The following is an 18,661-nucleotide window of genomic DNA, read 5'->3' as shown; positions in this document are numbered from 1 at the left end:
TCGTCAGGAGAGTCATGATTCACGACGTCGTCATCGTCGGCTCCGGTCCCGCCGGCTACACAGCTGCCATCTACGCGGCCCGCGCCCAGCTCAATCCGGTCATCCTGGCCGGTTCGGTGACTGCCGGCGGTGCCCTGATGAACACCACCGAGGTGGAGAACTACCCCGGCTTCGTCACGGGCATCATGGGCCCTGAGCTCATGACCCAGATGCAGGAGCAGGCCGAGCGTTTCGGTGCCGACATCCGCTACGAGGACGTCACCGCCCTCGAGCTGGAGGGCGACGTCAAGCGCATCACCACCTCTGACGGCGTCTACGAGGCCCGCACCGTCATCATCTCCACCGGCTCGGAGTACCGGCACCTGGGCATCGACGGGGAGGAGCGCCTCTCCGGCCACGGCGTGTCCTACTGCGCCACCTGCGACGGGTTCTTCTTCAAGGACCAGGACATCGTCGTCGTCGGTGGTGGGGACTCGGCCATGGAGGAGGCCACCTTCCTGACCCGCTTCGCCCGCTCCGTGACGGTGGTCCACCGCCGCGACGAGTTGCGCGCCTCGGCCGTCATGGCCAAGCGCGCCCAGGAGGACCCGAAGATCTCCTTCGCCTGGAACTCGCGAGTCGTCGAGCTCGACGGTGAGGACTCGCTGACCGGCGTCACCCTGGAGGACACCGTCACCGGGGACCGCCGCCGGCTCGAGGCCACGGGTCTGTTCGTCGCCATCGGACAGGTGCCGCGCAGCGAGCTCGTCGCCGACGTCCTCGAGCTCGACGAGGCCGGCTACATCAAGGTCGAAGCGCCTTCTCAGCGCACCCGCATCCCCGGGGTCTTCGCCTGCGGTGACGTCGCCGACCCCACCTACCAGCAGGCGATCACGGCGGCCGGGTCCGGCTGCCGAGCGGCCCTGGACGCCGAGCACTATCTGACCACTCTGCAGGCCTGAGGGCCGGCTGCCTCCACTCAGCACAGGGCGGAGTCGGCACTGCCGACGTCGCATCGCCGGCCCCGTCCATCCTGACTCACCCACCCACAACGTTCGAGGAGAACAATCATGTCCGAGGCTCTCGCCGTCACCGACGCCACCTTCGAGGAGGAGGTCCTCAAGTCCGAGGTGCCCGTCGTCATCGACTTCTGGGCCCAGTGGTGCGGCCCCTGCCGCCAGATGGCGCCGATCGTGGACGAGGTCGCCGCCGACTTCGGTGACAAGGTCAAGTTCGTCAAGGTCGACGTGGACGCCAACCCGGCCACGGCCCGCTCCTACGGCGTGCGTTCCATCCCGACCTTCGCGGTGGTGCGCGACGGCGAGGTCTTCCACCAGTTCGCCGGCTCGCGCCCCAAGGCCTCCTTCAAGGCCGAGGTGGAGAAGGTCCTGGCCTGAACCCGGGCCCTCCGCCCTGTCTTCTGACTCTCACGCATCGGTCCCGCCGTGCTGCCCCTCACGGGCGTCTCGGCGGGACCGATGCCCTGTCCCAACGGTTGTCTGATGTCTGGTTCCGTCGTCGGGCGGGCCGTCACCTCAGCGAGGCCGTATCTGACACCGCACCTGTCACCCGCCGTCACGGCCCCGTAGAATCGCACCGGATTCGCACGCGGCATCAGGTCATGCGACACGGCAAGAAGGCGGCACATGCAGCACACCCAGTACATCTCCACCCGTGGCCAGATGGCGGCAACGGGGTTCACGGACGTTCTTGTGGCGGGCCTGGCGCCCGACGGTGGCCTTGCGGTTCCCAGCCAACTGCCAGCCCTGAGCCCCGAGCAGATCGAGGCCTGGAGGCCCTTGGGCTACGCCGACCTGGCCACGGAAGTCATCGGCCTGTTCGCCACCGACATTCCCCGGGAGGACCTGGCCGAGCTGACCCAGGCCGCCTATGGCCCGCGGCGGTTCCCACAGCCGGTCGTCCCTGTCACCTGGCTTGACGAGGTCGCCGACGGCCTGACCCTCGTGGGCCTGTCCGAGGGACCGACAATGGCCTTCAAGGACCTGGCCATGCAGTTCCTCGGGCAGGCGATTCCCTATGTGCTGGCCAAGCACGGACAGGTGCTCAACATTCTGGGCGCCACCTCCGGCGACACCGGTTCGGCGGCCGAGCACGCCTTCAGGGGGCAGGAGGGCGTCAGCGTCTTCATGCTCTCGCCGGCCGGGCGTATGAGTCCGGTGCAGCGCGCCCAGATGTACACCCTCCAGGACGCCAACATCCACAACATCGCGGTGCGCGGTGTCTTCGACGACTGCCAGGCGCTGGTCAAGGCGCTGAGCAACGACGCGGAGTTCAAGGCCGCTCATCACCTGGGCGCCGTCAACTCCATCAACATCGGCCGGATCGCCGCGCAGGCCGTCTACTACGTGTGGTCCTGGCTGCGGGTCACCGACGCCGTGGAGGAGGGGCGCCGCGCCGGCTACCGCATCGACGTGTGCGTGCCCTCGGGCAACTTCGGCAATATCTACGCCGGCTTCCTGGCCCGGTCCATGGGGGTGCCGATCCGCCGCCTCATTCTGGCCACCAATGAGAACAACGTGCTCGAGGAGTTCTTCACCACCGGCATCTACCGGCCCCGTTCCGCGGAGGACACCCTGGCCACCTCCAGCCCCTCCATGGACATCTCCAAGGCCTCCAACCTGGAGCGCTTCATCTGGGCGCTGCTGGGCCCCGAGGTCTTCGTACAGCGCTGGACGGAGCTGGAGACCACCGGCACGCTCGACCTGCGCGATCAGCTCCCGCGCCTGCGCGAGGAGTTCGGCTTCGTGGCCGGCACGTCCACGCACGCTGACCGGCTGGAGGCCATCCGCAGCGTCAAGGAGCGCTCCGGCCGGCTCATCGACCCGCACACGGCCGACGGCGTCACGGTCGCTCTGCGCGTCATGGAGCCCGGTTTCCCCACACTCGTCATGGAGACCGCCAAGGCCGCGAAGTTCCCGCAGACGGTGGCCGAGGCGCTCGGGAGCGAGCCGGAGACCCCCGACGTCGTCGCTGATCTGCTTGCCCGGCCCCAGAAGGTCGAGACGATCGACAACGAGGAGGCTCCTCTGCGCGCCCTCATCGAGGAGCGGGCCCTGACCCGCTGACCGAGGTCGGCCCGTAGGGCTACTGACACCTCACCGCGCCGCGCATCGCACCCACGATGCGCGGCGCGTCCTTGTCCGGCGCGCGCGCCGTCCCAGCGATGAGGTGAGGAGCGTGTTTCACGTGAAACACCGCGGAATACTCCTGCCCCCGCCGACTGCTGAGCACGGCTGGGTCCGTGGCAGACTTAGGGCCACGGACGCATCAGTGGCGACCAAGGAAGGACCGCAGGTGAGTGAGAGCAGTAACCAGGTGAAGGGCAACCGACTCGACCCGTGGCTGGACAGCTATGCGGCACGAGCCCACGGACTGCGTGCCTCGGAGACGCGGTCCCTGTTCGCCGTCGCCTCCCGACCCGAGGTCGTCTCCCTGGCCGGCGGCATGCCCAACCTCAAGGACCTCCCGCTGGAGCGTCTGGCCGAGGCCACTGCACGGATGATCCGCGAGGACGGCGGCCGGGCGCTGCAGTACGGGAACGGGCAGGGACTGCCGCGGCTACGAGAGCAGATCACCGAGGTCATGGCCCTGGAGGGGATCAGGGCCGATCCCGAGGACGTCATCGTCACCACCGGCTCTCAGCAGGCCGTCGACATCATCACCGAGCTCTTCGTCGACCCCGGCGACGTCGTGCTGACCGAGGCACCCACCTACGTCGGCTCACTGTCGATCTTCGCGACCTACCAGGCCGATGTGCAGCAGGTGCCCATTGATGCCGGGGGCGTCGTCCCGGAGGCGCTGGAGGAGACGATCGTCCGCCTCGAACGCGAAGGACGCCGTATCAAGTTCTTCTACTGCCTCCCCAACTTCCATAACCCCGCCGGAGTGACCCTCGCCGAGGAGCGCCGTGGACAGGTCGTTGAGATCTGCCGACGCCACCACATCCTCATCGTGGAGGACAATCCCTACGGTCTTCTGGGCTTCGAGGGGCAGACCTACACCGCGCTCAAGACCCTCGCGCCCGACGACGTCGTCTACCTGGGTTCCTTCTCCAAGATCTTCGCCCCGGGTTACCGCGTGGGCTGGGCGGTGGCCCCGCCGGCCGTGCGGGAGAAGATGAAGCTGGCCTCCGAGGCGGCGATCCTGTGCCCGTCGTCGGTGGGTCAGTTCTCGATCTCCATGTACCTGGAGCAGTTCGACTGGAAGCAGCAGATTGTGGACTTCCGGGCCATGTACCAGGAGCGGCGCGACGCCATGGTCTCGGCGCTAGAGGAGTTCCTGCCCATGTGCCACTGGAACGTGCCCGACGGTGGCTTCTACGTGTGGGTACGGCTTCCCGAGGGACTCGACGCCAAGGACATGCTGCCGCGCGCGGTCACGAGCCTGGTCGCCTACGTCTCCGGGACGGCCTTCTACGCCGGCGGCAGGGCAGGGCAGGACCACCTGCGACTGTCGTTCTGCTACCCCGAGCCCGCCGAGATCCGTGAAGGGGTGCGCCGGCTCTCCGGCGTCGTGACCCGCGATCTCGAGCTGCTGAGCCTGTTCGGGCCCACCCACAGTCCCCATCCGTCCGAGGGCGTCCACGCGCCCGCACCCGACCAGATCTGAGGTTGACGATGAACCAGTCTCCACTCCGTATCGCTGTCCTCGCCGGCGGATTGAGCCATGAGCGCGACATCTCCCTGCGCTCGGGGCATCGCGTCGCCCAGGTACTCAAGCACCTCGGGCACACCGTCCTCGTCCTGGACATCGACGCACGCACCATTGGATCGCTCAAGACCTTCGGGCCCGACGTCGTGTGGCCCTTGGTTCACGGCGGCCCCGGGGAGGACGGGGGGCTTCAGAATGTGCTCATCTCCCTCGGACTGCCGTATGTCGGCACGCACTCCGACGGCTGCCAGCGGGCCTCATTCAAACCGACCGCCAAGGCGAGTGTTCGCACCGGCGGAGTGATTACTCCTGATTCATTGACGCTTCCACAGTCCTATTTCAGTCAGCTGGGGGCCCAGGAGGTTCTCACCGTCGTGGCGGGTCATCTGGGACTTCCTGTCGTAGTGAAGCCGCATCAGGGGGGCTCCGGACTTGGTGTCTCCTACGCATCGACGGCGGACGAGCTGCGCTCCGCGATGGTGGCGTGCTTCGCCTACGACGAGCGCGCCCTCATCGAGCGCTACATCGCCGGGACGGAGCTGGCGGTCTCCGTCGTCGACACAGGAGAGGGGCCACGCGCACTTCCCCCTGTTGAGGTCGTCACCGACGGGCAGTATGACTTCGATGCACGGTACAACCCGGGCCGTTCGGAGTACTTCGTGCCGGCTCGGCTGGATGAGGCGGTCATCGAGAAGGTGAAGAAGACGGCTATCACGGTTCACACCACTCTCGGGCTGGGCAATCTCTCGCGCACCGACCTCATTCTCGATGACAAGGGGACTCCGTGGTTCATCGACGTCAACGTCATTCCGGGAATGACGGAGACCTCCCTGCTGCCCATTGCCGCAGAGGCCGAGGGCTCCTTGGACGACCTGTATGACGCGTTGGTGAGGAACCCACTGGTTCATCCGTAACGCCGGCTCTGTTTCACGTGAAACGGTGGCTCCACTCCTATTGAGTGGAGCCACCGCTGTACTCATTGGACACTTCACAGGGCGGCAAGCGGATATCACCATCAGTGCCTTCTTCTCAACGACGCTCCATCACGAGTAACCGGAGGGGCTGCGCTTTCACGTGAAACCGGATGCGGTGTGCGTGTGTCATCGCCCTGGTGAGACACGTCTGCCGTACGGTCATCGAGGCACACCGCTCTCGGAACAGGGCAGGGGCTGGCGTTGCTCGGACCGGCCTCAATGTCCCGTCAGAACGATCAGTGCTGGCATCGTAACGGCAGGACAGAGCATCGGGACATTCGGAATCCTCAGCGTTTCACGTGAAACCTGCTTATGAGCTTCCCGCTTCTCGTGCTGATGAGGGGGTTTACGGTTCCTTCGTTCGAGGAACGGCGTGCTTTGAACGCAAGGCGCTGCCGCCCTCGTTGATGTGCTTCAAGTGCAACGCACGGCAAACAATGCTGCCCACCGGGTCACAGGTATGGACGTCATTGCCCATACCCAAGCGCTAGCCGATCGGGAGATGGAGCACGCAAGCTCAACGCAACGCGATCATGTTTCACGTGAAACCAGACGTCAACGGTGCCACTGACCAGATCAGCAAGTCTCAGCCAGGTCCACGGCGCACGGGCCCTTCTCCCATTCAGTATGTCGTCGTGTGCCGTTGAGAGACCGTGTGGCGCGCCAGAAGCGCGGTAGCGCATCCGGTCTACCCAGCGTTGCGATGAGGCGGGCCGCACGGCTGCTACAAGGAGACGCGGGAGTAGGCGGCTTCAGACGAGCAGGACACGAATCGGCTCTCATCGTCAGCATGGGGCAATGCCACCGGCGAGGTCGACGCAGAGCCACGTAGGACTCGCACTGGCACCCGCAACCGACTACCGATACTGCGTCCATTTGTTTCACGTGAAACCTGCTGTTGGCTGCGGCCTTATTCGATTCCTGCGCAGACGGGCGTCAGCTTCATGGCGGGAGAGGGGGCCGATGCCAACTGAGACGGTGGCCCCTATGCGGGTACGGCCCGGCTCAGCCTGACACCCAACGGTTCCCATAAGGGACAGCCATCCCCGGGGTAGGGGTACTCCAAGCCAGCAAGCGGCGTCCCAATAGATCGGTTTCGGATGGAACACGCTCATGTATGACAGCCCCGGCTCCATACCCTGGAGCTAGCCACCGTAGCGCGTGGCGCGTTACTGGTGGTCGATGACGACCGCCGTTTTCTGCCCCTCCTGCCCTGATAGTGGGTGGCCGAACCAGCGAGGATTCCCTGCCGGGTAGGTGGGGAGGGGTGTCGAAGGCCCCGGAGGTTCCTGTCTCTGTCAATGAAGCCTGACGAACGAGCTCAACACCGATGGCCTCCGGTATCTGGAGCGGCCACTCCGCCTCTCCCACACATCGGGTCGATGGGCTGGCCCGCGACACCCTTCATGACCTCTGATCGATCACCACGTATTCCAGACTGCCGTTCTGAAACGGAGCGCTCCGCGTACCCTGTTGATCTCGCGGTTTCACGTGAAACATGCTCCGCATTGCGTTGGTGTAGCGTCAGCACAGTCAGGGCTCCGCTGTACCGTCTCCGCTGTCATCCTCATACGCCGATGCGGAGGCGGTGCAATCACAATCCAAGTGAACGAGTCGAGTAGTCTGCTGCACGGCTCCGTGCCCAACACTGACTATAGGCACATGCGATCAGGAGCATGACCGACTTCTGTTCTTCGCGTCGGAACGTGTGCGGGACCTTCGCATCGTACTCATCGCTCGGGGACGAGCGGTACCTCCCCCGGGGGAGGCCTGAGCATCCCGTTCCCGCACGCCAGGATGAACCCTACGAGCATTGACGCGACACCGCTGGCCCAATCCGGAACGAGAGCGCTCTTCAGCGACTTACGGCGGTTTCAGGTGAAACCGGCTCACAGCCCCCAGGAAGTGCACACCATGCCTGCCCCTTCAGTGCGGCGGTACACGTCGTGACGCTCGGATTCGCTGTGCTTCCCCAATGCACGGCACTCGATCAGCACCTGCCAAAGCAAATGTATCTTCCACACTCTTCCATCTCAGCACAATTCCTTCCATCCCTTCGGACGCGACGTACTCGACAGCCGACCTCCAGTATCCACATAGCAGCGGCGTCCGGCTCGTCCTCACGTGCTACAGCACATGACGGGTCTCCCTCCAGGAAGGAGAGTCCATCAGTCATCAACGCCATCCGGCAACTTGACGTCACGGACCCAGTCCTCAGTTCCGTCTGCAGAGTCTTATGGAACACTCCCGGCGGAGGCTTCGCCATTGGTTTCACGTGAAACCAGCCTCAGTCCCAGAGAAACGGCTGCCATGCCGCCCACGCCAGTCAGGCAGCGCACGTTGTCTCACTCAGACTGCCGTGCTTCTCCAACAGACGTCACTCGATCTGTCCCGCCCAAAGCGGATGTATCTGCCACGTTCATCCGCGGCGGCAGTAGGTCGCATCCCGTCGGGCACGACGTATTCAACGGGAGGCCGCTACCGGGCACTGGGAGGCGGCATCACGTTGCTTCTCACGTGCGACGGCATACGCCCTACCTGCCTCCGAAGAGGGAGAGGGCATCACGTCTCATCAGCAGCTTGAAGTCACAGCTTCTGCGCTCGGTGACGTCTGCAGAGTCTCACGGAACATTGCCGTCGGACGCTTCACCATTGGTTTCACGTGAAACCGACTCGCAAACACGGTGCGGGCGTCATGGCAGCGCCGACGTCATTCCGCGGTCCGCTCTCCCAGCATAGGTAGGCACGGCGCTCCTCTTGGCCGTGCCTGGCACGCTCATGACGCCTGCGAGTAGTAGCCTCACCCATGCCTCAGCACTGCGCCACGATGCATCACTCCACCCTTGACGCCGCGCTTGGTGCGCCGACAGATGCGCTACAGAGGACGTGCGCAACACGAGCAGTCTTCACTGTTGGAATGCGAACCGATGCCTCCCCCGGGGAAGAGACTGCGACGGCATCACCGACCACTCATCTGCTACATGCGCACGCACCACGTCGACTAGAGACCTCGACGAAAGCCATCCCCGATCGACCCTCTTCTGGTTTCACGTGAAACCAGCGATCACGAGTATTCGGTATGAGTTCCCCCGTGTACATTCCTCCGCTGTTGGTGGCCGACACACTGAGGTCAGCATGGCCCCGCGATCGGAGTCCCACCGGGAAGCGGCATTCTTCGGCCGCCAATCTGCTTGGCCACAACAACGCAGTGATGCCCAGCAGAGCACTACCCCCTACCCCACGGGGAGGGGGAAGAGCTCGCCTTTTGGTTTCACGTGAAACCACGGGGACCCCCAGTCTCCCCGCTACCGTCGGAACCGACGTCCCGGAGCAATCAACGACGCATAGGCTCATAACGACGTGCTCATCACTTCAGGACCCACCGCCCCCGTTCTTGAGACGCTGACGCGGCGAACATTGACCGTGTCTGCGTATCCATGCGAGAGCAGCCCCACGTCAGTTTCGAGCGGACCTAGCAACGACTCTGAAGAGGACGTACGCGTACAGCCTCATCCGCGTCATCGCGCATACAACGCCGCGAGGGAGGCGTCGTGACTCCGCGCTCTTTGCATACGCACTCTCTATCGCCGCCTGAGAACCACATCGACCAGTACCACTACGCTTCGATACGGTCGCGCCACACATCGGTAGGGATGAAACCGCCACTTCCCGTGTTTCACGTGAAACCTTGGGAGTCCCAGGATCTGTCTGTTGCTGCTCTCCTCACTTCTGAAGCTCTCCTCGGATAGGAACGCGGGGTGCTTGTTTGTCATCTGGGGACAAGCCAACGAAGGCGTCTGGCGAAGTATCGGCATTCAAGGAGCTGGCATCAACCCCGCTTCCACACCCCGAACCCGAAGCGACCGGTGGTTTCACGTGAAACCGAGGTCGTATTCCAGCGACGCTCCCTTCTCACTTTGCCCACGGAACCATGATGGTCAACGCTGCGGGCACTAAGCCGCGAGCTTGATCGACCCTGCGGAGTCATGGTGGCCTGGCCCGGCGTTCTCAGCTGGGGGTCGACCGCACCTTCCCCTACTTGCCCCCAGACTTCAGCACAGAGGCGCGAGGCGGACGGTAGAGGCCGGTTCCGACCCCCTCCCCAGGTCGACCCACTCTGCGAGTAGCGAGAGGCATTGGTCAGGCCTCGTGCGTGCTTCACGATGGTTCCAGGCAACGCCCCAACCAGCGGCTCGGTTGTCACGACACCCGACATTCTGGCGCGTCATGCATCCGCAACCGTTCCGCCTCAACTCATCAAGCGTTCGCCGGTATCCACGTACCTCAGCTATGACGGACAAGTCGGTATTCACATGTTTCACGTGAAACCTGGGCTGACACAATCACGTTCGGCACCGTGAGTGACACCCTGAGTTCACCCCGAACCATTGGATCACCGGTGAGTGCCACCGTGTTTCACGTGAAACACGACTGTCGACCCATCCACAAGCCCCCATCAATGGCTATTCAGTAAAGACGACGGTGGGGCCGAGACACTGAGTGTCTCGGCCCCACCACGCTCAAAGGATCAGAGCAGGCTATTCCTCGTCAAGAGACGTTCCCGGCGCCAGCGCGTCGACCAGGCGAGCGAGGTCCTCATCGCCCGCGAACTCAATGGTGATGCGCCCCTTCTTCGCTCCACGTGTCACCTTCACACGAGTGTCGAAGGCATCGGACAGCCGGGTTGAAAGCGCCGGGAGAGGAGTGCTCCGAGCACGCAAGACCCTCGGCTGGTCCGGTCCCGGCTCAGGCTCCTCATGCAGCGCAACCAGCTCCTCCGTAGCACGCACCGACAGCCCCTCCGCCACCACGCGCTGAGCCAGTCGCTCCATCTCCGCCGCATTGGGAAGACCCAGAAGCGCACGAGCGTGTCCTGCAGAAATGACATTCGCAGCAAGCCTGCGCTGCACCAGCGGCGGCAGCTTCATGAGGCGCAAGGTGTTGGAGATCTGAGACCGAGACCGGGCAATCCGCTCGGAAAGCTCCGCATGAGTGCACTGGAAGTCCTCCAGCAGCTGCTGGTAGGCCGCAGCCTCCTCCAGAGGATTGAGCTGAACACGATGCAAGTTCTCCAGCAACGCGTCACGCAGCAGATCGACGTCGTCCGTATCCCGAACGACCGCCGGAATCGTCTCCAGCCCGGCTTCTTTGGAAGCGCGAAGACGCCGCTCACCCATAATGAGCTCGTACCGAAGCTCCTCTCCCGGAGCAGTCGGCACCTGACGCACCACAATCGGCTGCAGCAGACCCACTTCTGCAATCGAGGCTGCCAGTTCCGAGATGTCCTCTTCATCGAAGACCTGACGGGGTTGACGAGGGTTCGGGTGGATCAGCTCCACCGGAATCTCAGCGAAGCGGGCACCCGGAACGGGAACAAGCTCATCGGCGCCTGTATCCGCCGTCTTCTCCTCGGCATCGGTCTCGTCGGGCGCCTCGGTTCCAGCATCGGCCGAGGCCGCCGTCAGGTCCTCCTCGGTCCTCTCCTTCTCGGCATCGGAGTTCCCGTGATCGGCAGCCTCAGGCTGCTCCTCCTCCGTTTCACGTGAAACCTCGGGGACCACGGGCGTAGATTCCGGTTGAGGAACCAACGTCGAAGCGCTCTCCTCCTGGACGTCTTCAACCGTCGAGGCCTCATGCAAAGGCTCCTCCACCACAGCGGGGACTGCCTTCGTTGCCTTCTTAGTTGCTCGCTTCGGCGCGGCCGACGCACTCCGCTTCGCTGAGCCGGCGGATGACGACTTCTTCGCGGTCTTCTTCTCCGTCACCTCCGCATCAGTCGTCGAATCCGGCGTGGTTTCACGTGAAACCGGCTTCTTCTGCTTGTTCTGAGCACCGGTCTTGGATGCGGTCGTGGATCGAGTCGAGCGACTCTTGGATCCACGCTTCCGCTGAGACGGAGCCAGGAGAGTAGCGGCCAGATCGCGAGTACTGCGCGCCTCGGCGGCCGACTCAGGCTCCGGAGCGTCATGCGTGGCCTGGGAAGCCGCATCCTCATCACGCGACTCGTCCTTCCGGGAGTCGGGGAAGAACACATCGGAAGGACGAGACGCAGCAGGTACTTTCTCCTTCTGCGCCTCGGGAATCAGCGCCTGCAGACCTCGTCCCAGTCCGCGCCGTTTCTGAGCCATCAGGCTTCCTCGCCTTCAATTCGGGGAGCGCCCCGCAGAGCGACCTCACGAGCCATTTTCTTGTACGCAATTGCGCCGGTGGACCGGGGATCCCAGAACACCACAGGAGCACCGAAGGAGGGGGCCTCGGCAACACGGATGGAACGCGGCACCTTGGTGTCCAGCGTCGCATCAGGGAAATAGGAACGAACTTCGGACTCCACCTCACGGGCCAGGGTGGTGCGTCCGTCAAACATGGTGAGCACAATCATGGAGACTCCCAGTCCCGGATTGTGAATACGCGCGATCCTGTCAATGGAGCGCGTCAACAGGGCGAGGCCTTCGAGAGCGTAGTACTCGGCCTGCATCGGAATAAGCACCTCGTCAGCAGCGACGAAGGCGTTGATCGTCATAATGCCGAGGCTCGGCGGGCAGTCGATGATGACGTAGTCGAGGGGCTCCAGACCATCCGTTTCACGTGAAACCAGGTAGTCCACCAGCGCACGCCGCAGACGTGACTCACGCTCAGCAGTGGAGATGAGCTCTATCTCCACCGCAGCCACGTCAATAGTCGCAGGCACACACCACAGGGACTCGCAGAATCGCGTCTTGGCGACGACATCCTTGATCGGCATGGCGTCAACGAGGACGTCGTAGATGGAGGCGCTGTCCTCATCATGCTCCACCCCCAGTGCCGTGGAGGCATTACCTTGAGAGTCGGCATCGATGAGCAGAACTTGCAGCCCACCTTCAGCTAAAGCCGCCGCAAGATTCACCGCGGTCGACGTCTTTCCAACGCCGCCTTTCTGATTGGCGACTGCGATGACACGAGTCCGCTCGGGATGTGGGAACTCTCCACCCGCTACCTCGTCTAACGCGAGGTGCTCGGCCTGGAGCTGATCGAAGATAGACGATCCGGACAAACCTGCTTCTCCTCGGACGGCGACCCAACAGCCCGAGCCAGTCGGGCAGTTACGAGTCTACGCGAGCAGGTCGATCCTTACGCGTTACACCGAACGCGCGCCGTATCTCAACGGCTCTTCGGGCGGCGAATCTCAACCACAGCCGTTGTTTCGTCACCGGCGGTGACAACCTCATGAACGACAGCGACTGATAACTTAGCCTTCTTAATAACATACTTGGCGTCGTCGACCTCATCCTGCGCTCGCATCCCCTTGAGGGCGAGCAGGGCACCCCCCGGTCGAAGCAAGGGCGCCGTCAGCCGCACAAGCTTGGACAGGTTCGCCACTGCGCGAGCCGTCACCACGTCATAACGGTCCTTGATTTCCTCGGCCCGGGCCCGCCGGATGCTCACATTGTCCAGGTCCAGTTCCTCGACGACGTCGGAGAGCCACTGGGTGCGCCGCTCCATCGTCTCAATGAGCGTGACGTCGAGGTCGGGGCGCAGCAGCGCGACGACGATGCCGGGGAAGCCGGCCCCGGATCCCACGTCGGCCACGCTTCCCCGGGCCGGCAGGAAGGGGACCACGGCCGCTGAGTTGACGATGTGCCGGGTCCACAGGCGGGGAAGCTCGCGCGGCCCCACGAGACCGCGCAGCTCACCCTCCTCAGCGAGCATCTGCGCGAAGTGCTCCGCCGCGGAGAAGGAGACCCCGAAGATCTCCCGCATCTCCGCCGTCGGCTCCTCCACCTGGGCCCGCTGCTCCTCACTCATGCTCAGGCCTGCTCCGAAGCGGAGTCGTCAGCCGCGTCCTCGGCGTCGTCGTCCACGCCCTCCTCATCGGCGGGCAGGACCACGACGTAACGGTGCGGCTCAGCGCCCTCGGACTCGGAGACCAGTCCGGCGGCAGCGACGACGTCGTGGCACACCTTGCGCTCGAAGGGGTTCATCGGCTCGAGGCTGACGGCCTCTCCCGAGGTGAGGACCTTGGTGACCGCCTCCTGGGCGACCTTGGTCAGCTCGGTACGTCGATCGGCGCGGTAGCCGTTGATGTCGAGCATGAGCCGGGAGCGGTTGCCGGTGCGCGCCTGCACCGCGAGGCGGGTCAGCTCCTGAACGGCCTCGAGAACCTCCCCGTCGCGTCCAACGAGGTCGGCGAGCTCGCGCTCGTCACCCTCCTCGGAGGCGACCACGGCAATCGAGGCGCGCCCGTGATCGATGTCGATGTCGATGTCACCGCCCAGGTCGGCGATGTCGAGGAGCTCCTCGAGGTAGTCGGCACCGATCTCGCCCTCCTCCTCGAGGCGCGAGACGGTGTTGCTCACGGGGCTGCTCACTGCCTCATCCGCCGCCTGGTGGGAGGAGTCGTTACTGTGCTGCTCGCTCATCATGTCATCCGTATCTGTGATGGGAACCGGGTTATCTGGCCGCTGAACACGTGTCAGCGGTTACGCTTCTTCTTGGCCTGGGCCTTGCGTCGGGCCGCCGCCTCGCGCCGCTGACGGGCACGGCGCTCATAACGACGTCGAGCGATCTCCTCATCGCTGAGGCCACCACTCTTGGACGAGGTCGAGTCCTTGTCCTCGTCGGCGTCCTCGAGCTGCTCGACATCGGAGTCGTCGGCGAAGGCCTCACTGCGGGACTCGCCCTGACCGCCGGACTTCTTCTGCCGGTTCTTGCGCACCGGCTGCACCCGCTGACCTCCGGTGCGTCCCTCGGCCTCGGCCTTGGCGATCGCCTCGGCTCGCTCCTCCTCCTCCAGGGAGGGCAGTCCCTTGCGGGCCCGCTTGGCGTTGATGCGGGCGCGGTACTTCTTCTCGGCCTCGCTGCCGGGGGCGGGCATGTTGCGGATGGTGAAGAACTGCTGGCCCATGGTCCACAGGTTGGAGACCACCCAGTAGACGAGCACACCGATCTGGAAGTTGACGCCGGAAACGGCGAAGATCACCGGCATCACGTACAGCATCATCCGCTGGGAACGGATCATGGGGTTGTCGGAGTTGAGGGAGTCCGTCGACATGTTCTTCATCGACAGCTGCGCCATGGTGTACCACTGCGTCACCGACATGATGATGATCATGGCGACCGTGACGATCTTGACCTGCGTGTCGGAGCTTCCCAGGAAGGAGGAGGACAGGCTGGCGCCGAAGACGCTGGAGGCCTGGACCTGCTCGGCCAGCTGCTGCGTGAGCGGACCGATCGAGGGGCGGCCGTACTTGCCGGTAGCAACGGCACCCAGGGAGGCCAGCACCCGGAACAGGGCGAAGAAGATGGGCATCTGCACCAGGATCGGCAGGCAGGAGGCCATGGGGTTGGTCCCGTGCTTGCGATAAAGCGCCATCATCTCTTCGTTCATGCGCTGGCGCGACTCGGGATCCTTCTTGCCCTTGTACTTGGCCTGAAGGGCCTGCATCTCGGGCTGGAGGAGCTGCATCCCGCGGGAGGCTCGGATCTGCTTGACGAACAGCGGCATGATGAGCAGCCGCACCACGATTGTCAGACCGATGATGGACAGCACCCAGGCAACACCCGGTCCGTCGGGGAAGCCGATGAGGACCAGGGCCTTGTGGATCGTGACCATGACCCAGGCCACGGCCACCTTGAGCGGCCACAGCAACGTGTCCATCCGTACTCCTTGTATGAGGGTTCTCGTGCGAGAGGTATCAGTGTGGGCTCAGAGCTTGAGCCGGCGTCGTGACCGCCGGTTCAGCGGCTTCGGTCAGGGGTCCTCGACCGTGAACCTCGGAACGTCACGGGGATGGTGATATCGCCACTGCCCCTTGTCCGGAACATGGTCGACTCCACCGCGGGTCAACGGGTTGCATCGCAGCAGACGCCACAGGGCCAGCAGCAGGCCCTTGATCGGACCATGCACCTTGAGCGCCGTGACGGCGTAGGCCGAGCACGTGGGGTAGTAGCGACAGGAGGCCGGCAGGGCGGGCGAGATGAAGCGCTGGTAGAAACGCACCGGAGCCACGAGGACTCGCGTCAGCCATCCGCTCATCGCTACGCCCGCAACCGGCCGGCTCACCGCCGGTGCCCTTCAGCTTGACGCTCCCGGCACCGGCTCAGAAGCCGATCCAGGTCACGTCCCAGGGTGCTGCTGTCGGCGCCGTCGGCACCCGCCAGTCCGCGCACGACGACGCGAGCTCCCGGTTCCAGGGAACCGACCCGCTGCGCCATGAGGGCTCTGACCCGGCGCTTGACGCGGTTGCGGCGAGTGGCCAGCGGGACCTGCTTCTTGGGCACGACGACGCCGACGAGAGCCGGGGAGTCATCCCCTCTCCCGCCGGCGTGGTAGTGCACGACCAGCCTGCGGTTCCCGCAGCGCGTACCCCGACGAATCGCGGTAGTGAAGTCCTCACCCCGCGCTAATCGGTGCGCCGCGCCGAGCACCTCAGGCGGCGAGGCGAACGCGGCCCTTGCGGCGCCGCGAAGCGAGGACGGCGCGGCCTGCGCGGGTGGACATGCGCTTACGGAAGCCGTGCACCTTGGCACGACGACGGTTGTTCGGCTGGTAGGTCCGCTTGCTCACGGGCTTAACTCCTGCTTGAGGTGATCGGAACAGTGCATCGCGAGGTTCGCGGCACTGTCGCTCGTGCGGCTGCCCCATGGATCGGGACCTGACTCCGCGCGAACGTCTGCAACAGCCTACGTTTGGCCCTCTTGCCGGTCAAACGAATGTGGCCGACTGTGACCACTGTGACCGGTGGCGTCATCCACATCCTCTCCACACTCCGTCCACAAGCGGGGTCGTCCGTGTCCACGGCTGTGGGAAGGACTCCGTCCACACCCTTGCGGATATGTGGATAACTCCTGGACCTGCTCACACCTCCTCGAAAGCCCCGTCAATGACGACACATGTGTCATTCCGCGGGCTCTCAGCAGATCATCCGGACCATCGATACCTACTGTTTTCAGAGTTTATTCTGAACGTTATCTGTGAGGCATCGCTCGGTGTGTCCCCAGGTGTGGACAAGGCTGTGGAGAACCAGCATGATGGGACGCCTGGTCAAGACCTTCCGGTTCGCCAGTTCCACACAACCCTGTCATCATCGACACAGGGCCCCGGCCGGCGTCGGTCGGGTTGCAGTCACCGGGTTCACCAACCATGCCGATCAGGAGTCCGTCGTGCCCGACGCCGCCAATACCAAATGGCTCTCAGCCCTTGAGGTGCTCTCCAGCTCCGGAGAACTGGGGCAGGGCAAGATGTCCATGATCCGCATGACCCACCTCATCGACGTCGACGGCACGCTCGTCCTCGTCGTCGGCTCGGCCTTCGCCAAGGACATCGTCGAGCAGGCACGTGCTCCCATCAGCGCTGCCATCACCCAGGTCTGGGGCCGCCCCATGCCTATGGAAGTCACAGTCGACACCTCCTCGGAGGCCTCGCGCGCACCGATGGCTCCCATGGCTCCCGAACCAGTCAACCTGACGACCGTCGCCCCCGCACCGGCATCCTCCCCGTCCCCCTCCGTCCCACCCCAGCCGTCGGGGCCCTCCGCCGTGCCTGCTGCACCCGCTCCACCGACGGTGCCCGCCTACGGCGAGCAGCTCGCCGAGCCCTCGCCCTACTCGGCGACCGCCCCCTCACCGATGCCTCACTCCCAGGCCTCCGCCGCCTCGGCGCCGTCGACCATGTCGGGTTCCCTTCCCGGCAGGTCGGGACTTCCCGGCACCTACAGCCCCGGGGGCACCGGCCCCCAGAATCCCACCGGGCTGCTGACGCCCACCGCGGCCCACGACGTCTCCCAGCTCAATCCGAGATACACCTTCGACACCTACGTCACCGGCTCCTCCAATCGCTTCGCCCACGCCACCGCGCTGGCCGTGGCCGAGGCCCCGGCCCGTGCCTACAACCCCCTGTTCATCTACGGCGGCTCCGGCCTGGGCAAGACGCACCTCCTGCACGCCATCGGCCACTACGCCCAGACCCTCAACCCGGGGATTCGCGTCAAGTACGTCAACTCCGAGGTCTTCGTCTCCGACTTCATCGCCTGCGTGCGCGACGGCAACCAGGACGACGGCCGCATGGAGGGCTTCAAGCGCCGCTACCGCGAGGTCGATATCCTCCTGGTCGACGACATCCAGTTCCTCCAGGGCAAGGAGTCGACCCTCGAGGAGTTCTTCCACACCTTCAACTCCCTGCACTCCTCGGGCAAGCAGGTGGTCCTCACCTCCGACCAGCCCCCCAAGGCCCTCGGTGGGCTCGACGAGCGCCTGCGCTCCCGCTTCGAGTGGGGCCTGCTGGCCGACGTCCAGCCCCCGGACCTGGAGACCCGCATCGCGATCCTCTCCCGCAAGGGCACCGCCGAGGGCCTCGACCTACCCTTCGACGTTCTGGAGTACATCGCCTCACGCATCACCACCAACATCCGCGAGCTCGAGGGCGCCCTCATCCGGGTGACGGCCTTCGCCTCCCTCAACAAGCAGCCCGTCGACCAGACCCTGGCCGAGATGGTCCTCAAGGACATCATCTCCGACCCCGAGGGCCAGGAGATCACGACCTCCCTCATCATGGCGCAGACCGCCGACTACTTCGGCATCACCATCGATGACCTGTGCTCGGCCAACCGCTCACGCACCATGGTCTCGGCCCGCCACATCGCCATGTACCTGTGCCGTGAGCTCACCGACCTCTCCCTGCCCAAGATCGGGCGGGAGTTCGGCGGGCGCGACCACACCACCGTCATGAGCGCGGACAAGAAGATCCGCACCCTCATGGCTGAGCGGCGCTCCACCTTCAACCAGGTCACCGAGCTGACCAGCCGCATCAAGCAGGCCGCCCAGTCACCCGCCTGAGCCGACGAGGGGACGCATCATTCACGCGACTGACAGATGTGGTCCGGTAAAGGTGCTCGAAGGCGTGGACGGGACTGGCGGGAGCGCCGCGAGGAACGAGCGGCGCGGATGGTTGCCAAGAGTGCCTTCACCGGACCACGGCAACCGCAGCTGTGGACGGTGCTGAGGAGGGCACGTGGAGGAGCGAGCGTGTCGCTGTGGAGGTAGCGCACCCCCGCTGTGGAATG

14 protein-coding genes are annotated in these 18,661 nt (G+C 64.7%); 6 read left to right on the top strand and 8 right to left on the bottom strand.

Annotation, left to right across the window (positions count from 1 at the left end):
* Positions 1-14: 14 nt before the first annotated feature.
* The 5 genes from trxB (at position 15) to FK267_RS01565 (ending at position 5,564) form a co-directional block, all read left to right on the top strand.
* Positions 15-941 (top strand): thioredoxin-disulfide reductase, encoded by a 927-nt coding sequence (gene trxB / locus FK267_RS01585; protein WP_101559258.1) that lies wholly within the window; start codon positions 15-17, stop codon positions 939-941.
* A gap of 108 nt (positions 942-1,049) precedes the next feature.
* Complete coding sequence (gene trxA / locus FK267_RS01580) at positions 1,050-1,376, top strand: thioredoxin (RefSeq protein ID WP_003788529.1); 327 nt, start codon at positions 1,050-1,052, stop codon at positions 1,374-1,376.
* A gap of 249 nt (positions 1,377-1,625) precedes the next feature.
* Positions 1,626-3,065 (top strand): threonine synthase, encoded by a 1,440-nt coding sequence (gene thrC / locus FK267_RS01575; RefSeq protein WP_141405943.1) that lies wholly within the window; start codon positions 1,626-1,628, stop codon positions 3,063-3,065.
* Positions 3,066-3,294: 229 nt separating this feature from the next.
* Positions 3,295-4,608, top strand: coding sequence for an aminotransferase-like domain-containing protein (locus tag FK267_RS01570; protein ID WP_075414300.1), 1,314 nt, complete (start codon positions 3,295-3,297; stop codon positions 4,606-4,608).
* An 8-nt stretch (positions 4,609-4,616) separates the two neighbouring features.
* The gene (locus tag FK267_RS01565) at positions 4,617-5,564 is read left to right on the top strand and encodes a D-alanine--D-alanine ligase family protein (RefSeq protein ID WP_075378083.1); all 948 of its coding nucleotides are present in this window, start codon (positions 4,617-4,619) and stop codon (positions 5,562-5,564) included.
* A gap of 4,598 nt (positions 5,565-10,162) precedes the next feature.
* Here FK267_RS01565 and FK267_RS01560 read toward each other — a convergent pair.
* From FK267_RS01560 to rpmH, 8 genes are all read right to left on the bottom strand, one after another.
* Complete coding sequence (locus tag FK267_RS01560) at positions 10,163-11,752, bottom strand: ParB/RepB/Spo0J family partition protein (RefSeq protein WP_141405941.1); 1,590 nt, start codon at positions 11,750-11,752, stop codon at positions 10,163-10,165.
* Positions 11,752-12,654, bottom strand: coding sequence for a ParA family protein (locus FK267_RS01555; protein ID WP_141405939.1), 903 nt, complete (start codon positions 12,652-12,654; stop codon positions 11,752-11,754). Before FK267_RS01555 ends, FK267_RS01560 begins: the two co-directional genes overlap by 1 nt.
* Positions 12,655-12,761: 107 nt before the next feature.
* Positions 12,762-13,406: a 16S rRNA (guanine(527)-N(7))-methyltransferase RsmG gene (gene rsmG, locus FK267_RS01550; protein WP_141405937.1), complete on the bottom strand. Its 645-nt coding sequence runs from the start codon at positions 13,404-13,406 to the stop codon at positions 12,762-12,764.
* A 2-nt stretch (positions 13,407-13,408) separates the two neighbouring features.
* Entirely contained in the window at positions 13,409-14,023 is a 615-nt protein-coding gene (locus FK267_RS01545) for a Jag family protein (protein ID WP_198498118.1), read from the bottom strand.
* A gap of 50 nt (positions 14,024-14,073) precedes the next feature.
* On the bottom strand, positions 14,074-15,258 hold the full coding sequence (yidC, locus tag FK267_RS01540) for a membrane protein insertase YidC (RefSeq protein WP_075378087.1): 1,185 nt from the start codon (positions 15,256-15,258) through the stop codon (positions 14,074-14,076).
* Positions 15,259-15,351: 93 nt separating this feature from the next.
* Positions 15,352-15,636: a membrane protein insertion efficiency factor YidD gene (gene yidD / locus FK267_RS01535; RefSeq protein WP_070510270.1), complete on the bottom strand. Its 285-nt coding sequence runs from the start codon at positions 15,634-15,636 to the stop codon at positions 15,352-15,354.
* Positions 15,637-15,659: 23 nt separating this feature from the next.
* On the bottom strand, positions 15,660-16,028 hold the full coding sequence (gene rnpA, locus FK267_RS01530) for a ribonuclease P protein component (RefSeq protein WP_003788509.1): 369 nt from the start codon (positions 16,026-16,028) through the stop codon (positions 15,660-15,662).
* A gap of 1 nt (position 16,029) precedes the next feature.
* On the bottom strand, positions 16,030-16,167 hold the full coding sequence (gene rpmH / locus FK267_RS01525) for a 50S ribosomal protein L34 (protein WP_003788507.1): 138 nt from the start codon (positions 16,165-16,167) through the stop codon (positions 16,030-16,032).
* A 596-nt stretch (positions 16,168-16,763) separates the two neighbouring features.
* Here rpmH and dnaA point away from each other — a divergent pair.
* Positions 16,764-18,434, top strand: coding sequence for a chromosomal replication initiator protein DnaA (dnaA, locus tag FK267_RS01520; protein ID WP_141405935.1), 1,671 nt, complete (start codon positions 16,764-16,766; stop codon positions 18,432-18,434).
* The last annotated feature ends 227 nt before the right edge of the window (positions 18,435-18,661 follow it).

This window comes from Actinomyces oris, assembly GCF_006546825.1.
Classification (GTDB): Bacteria; Actinomycetota; Actinomycetes; order Actinomycetales; family Actinomycetaceae; genus Actinomyces; species Actinomyces oris.
Note: the sequence above shows the minus strand (reverse complement) of the source record. Positions and strands in the feature narration are given on the sequence as shown.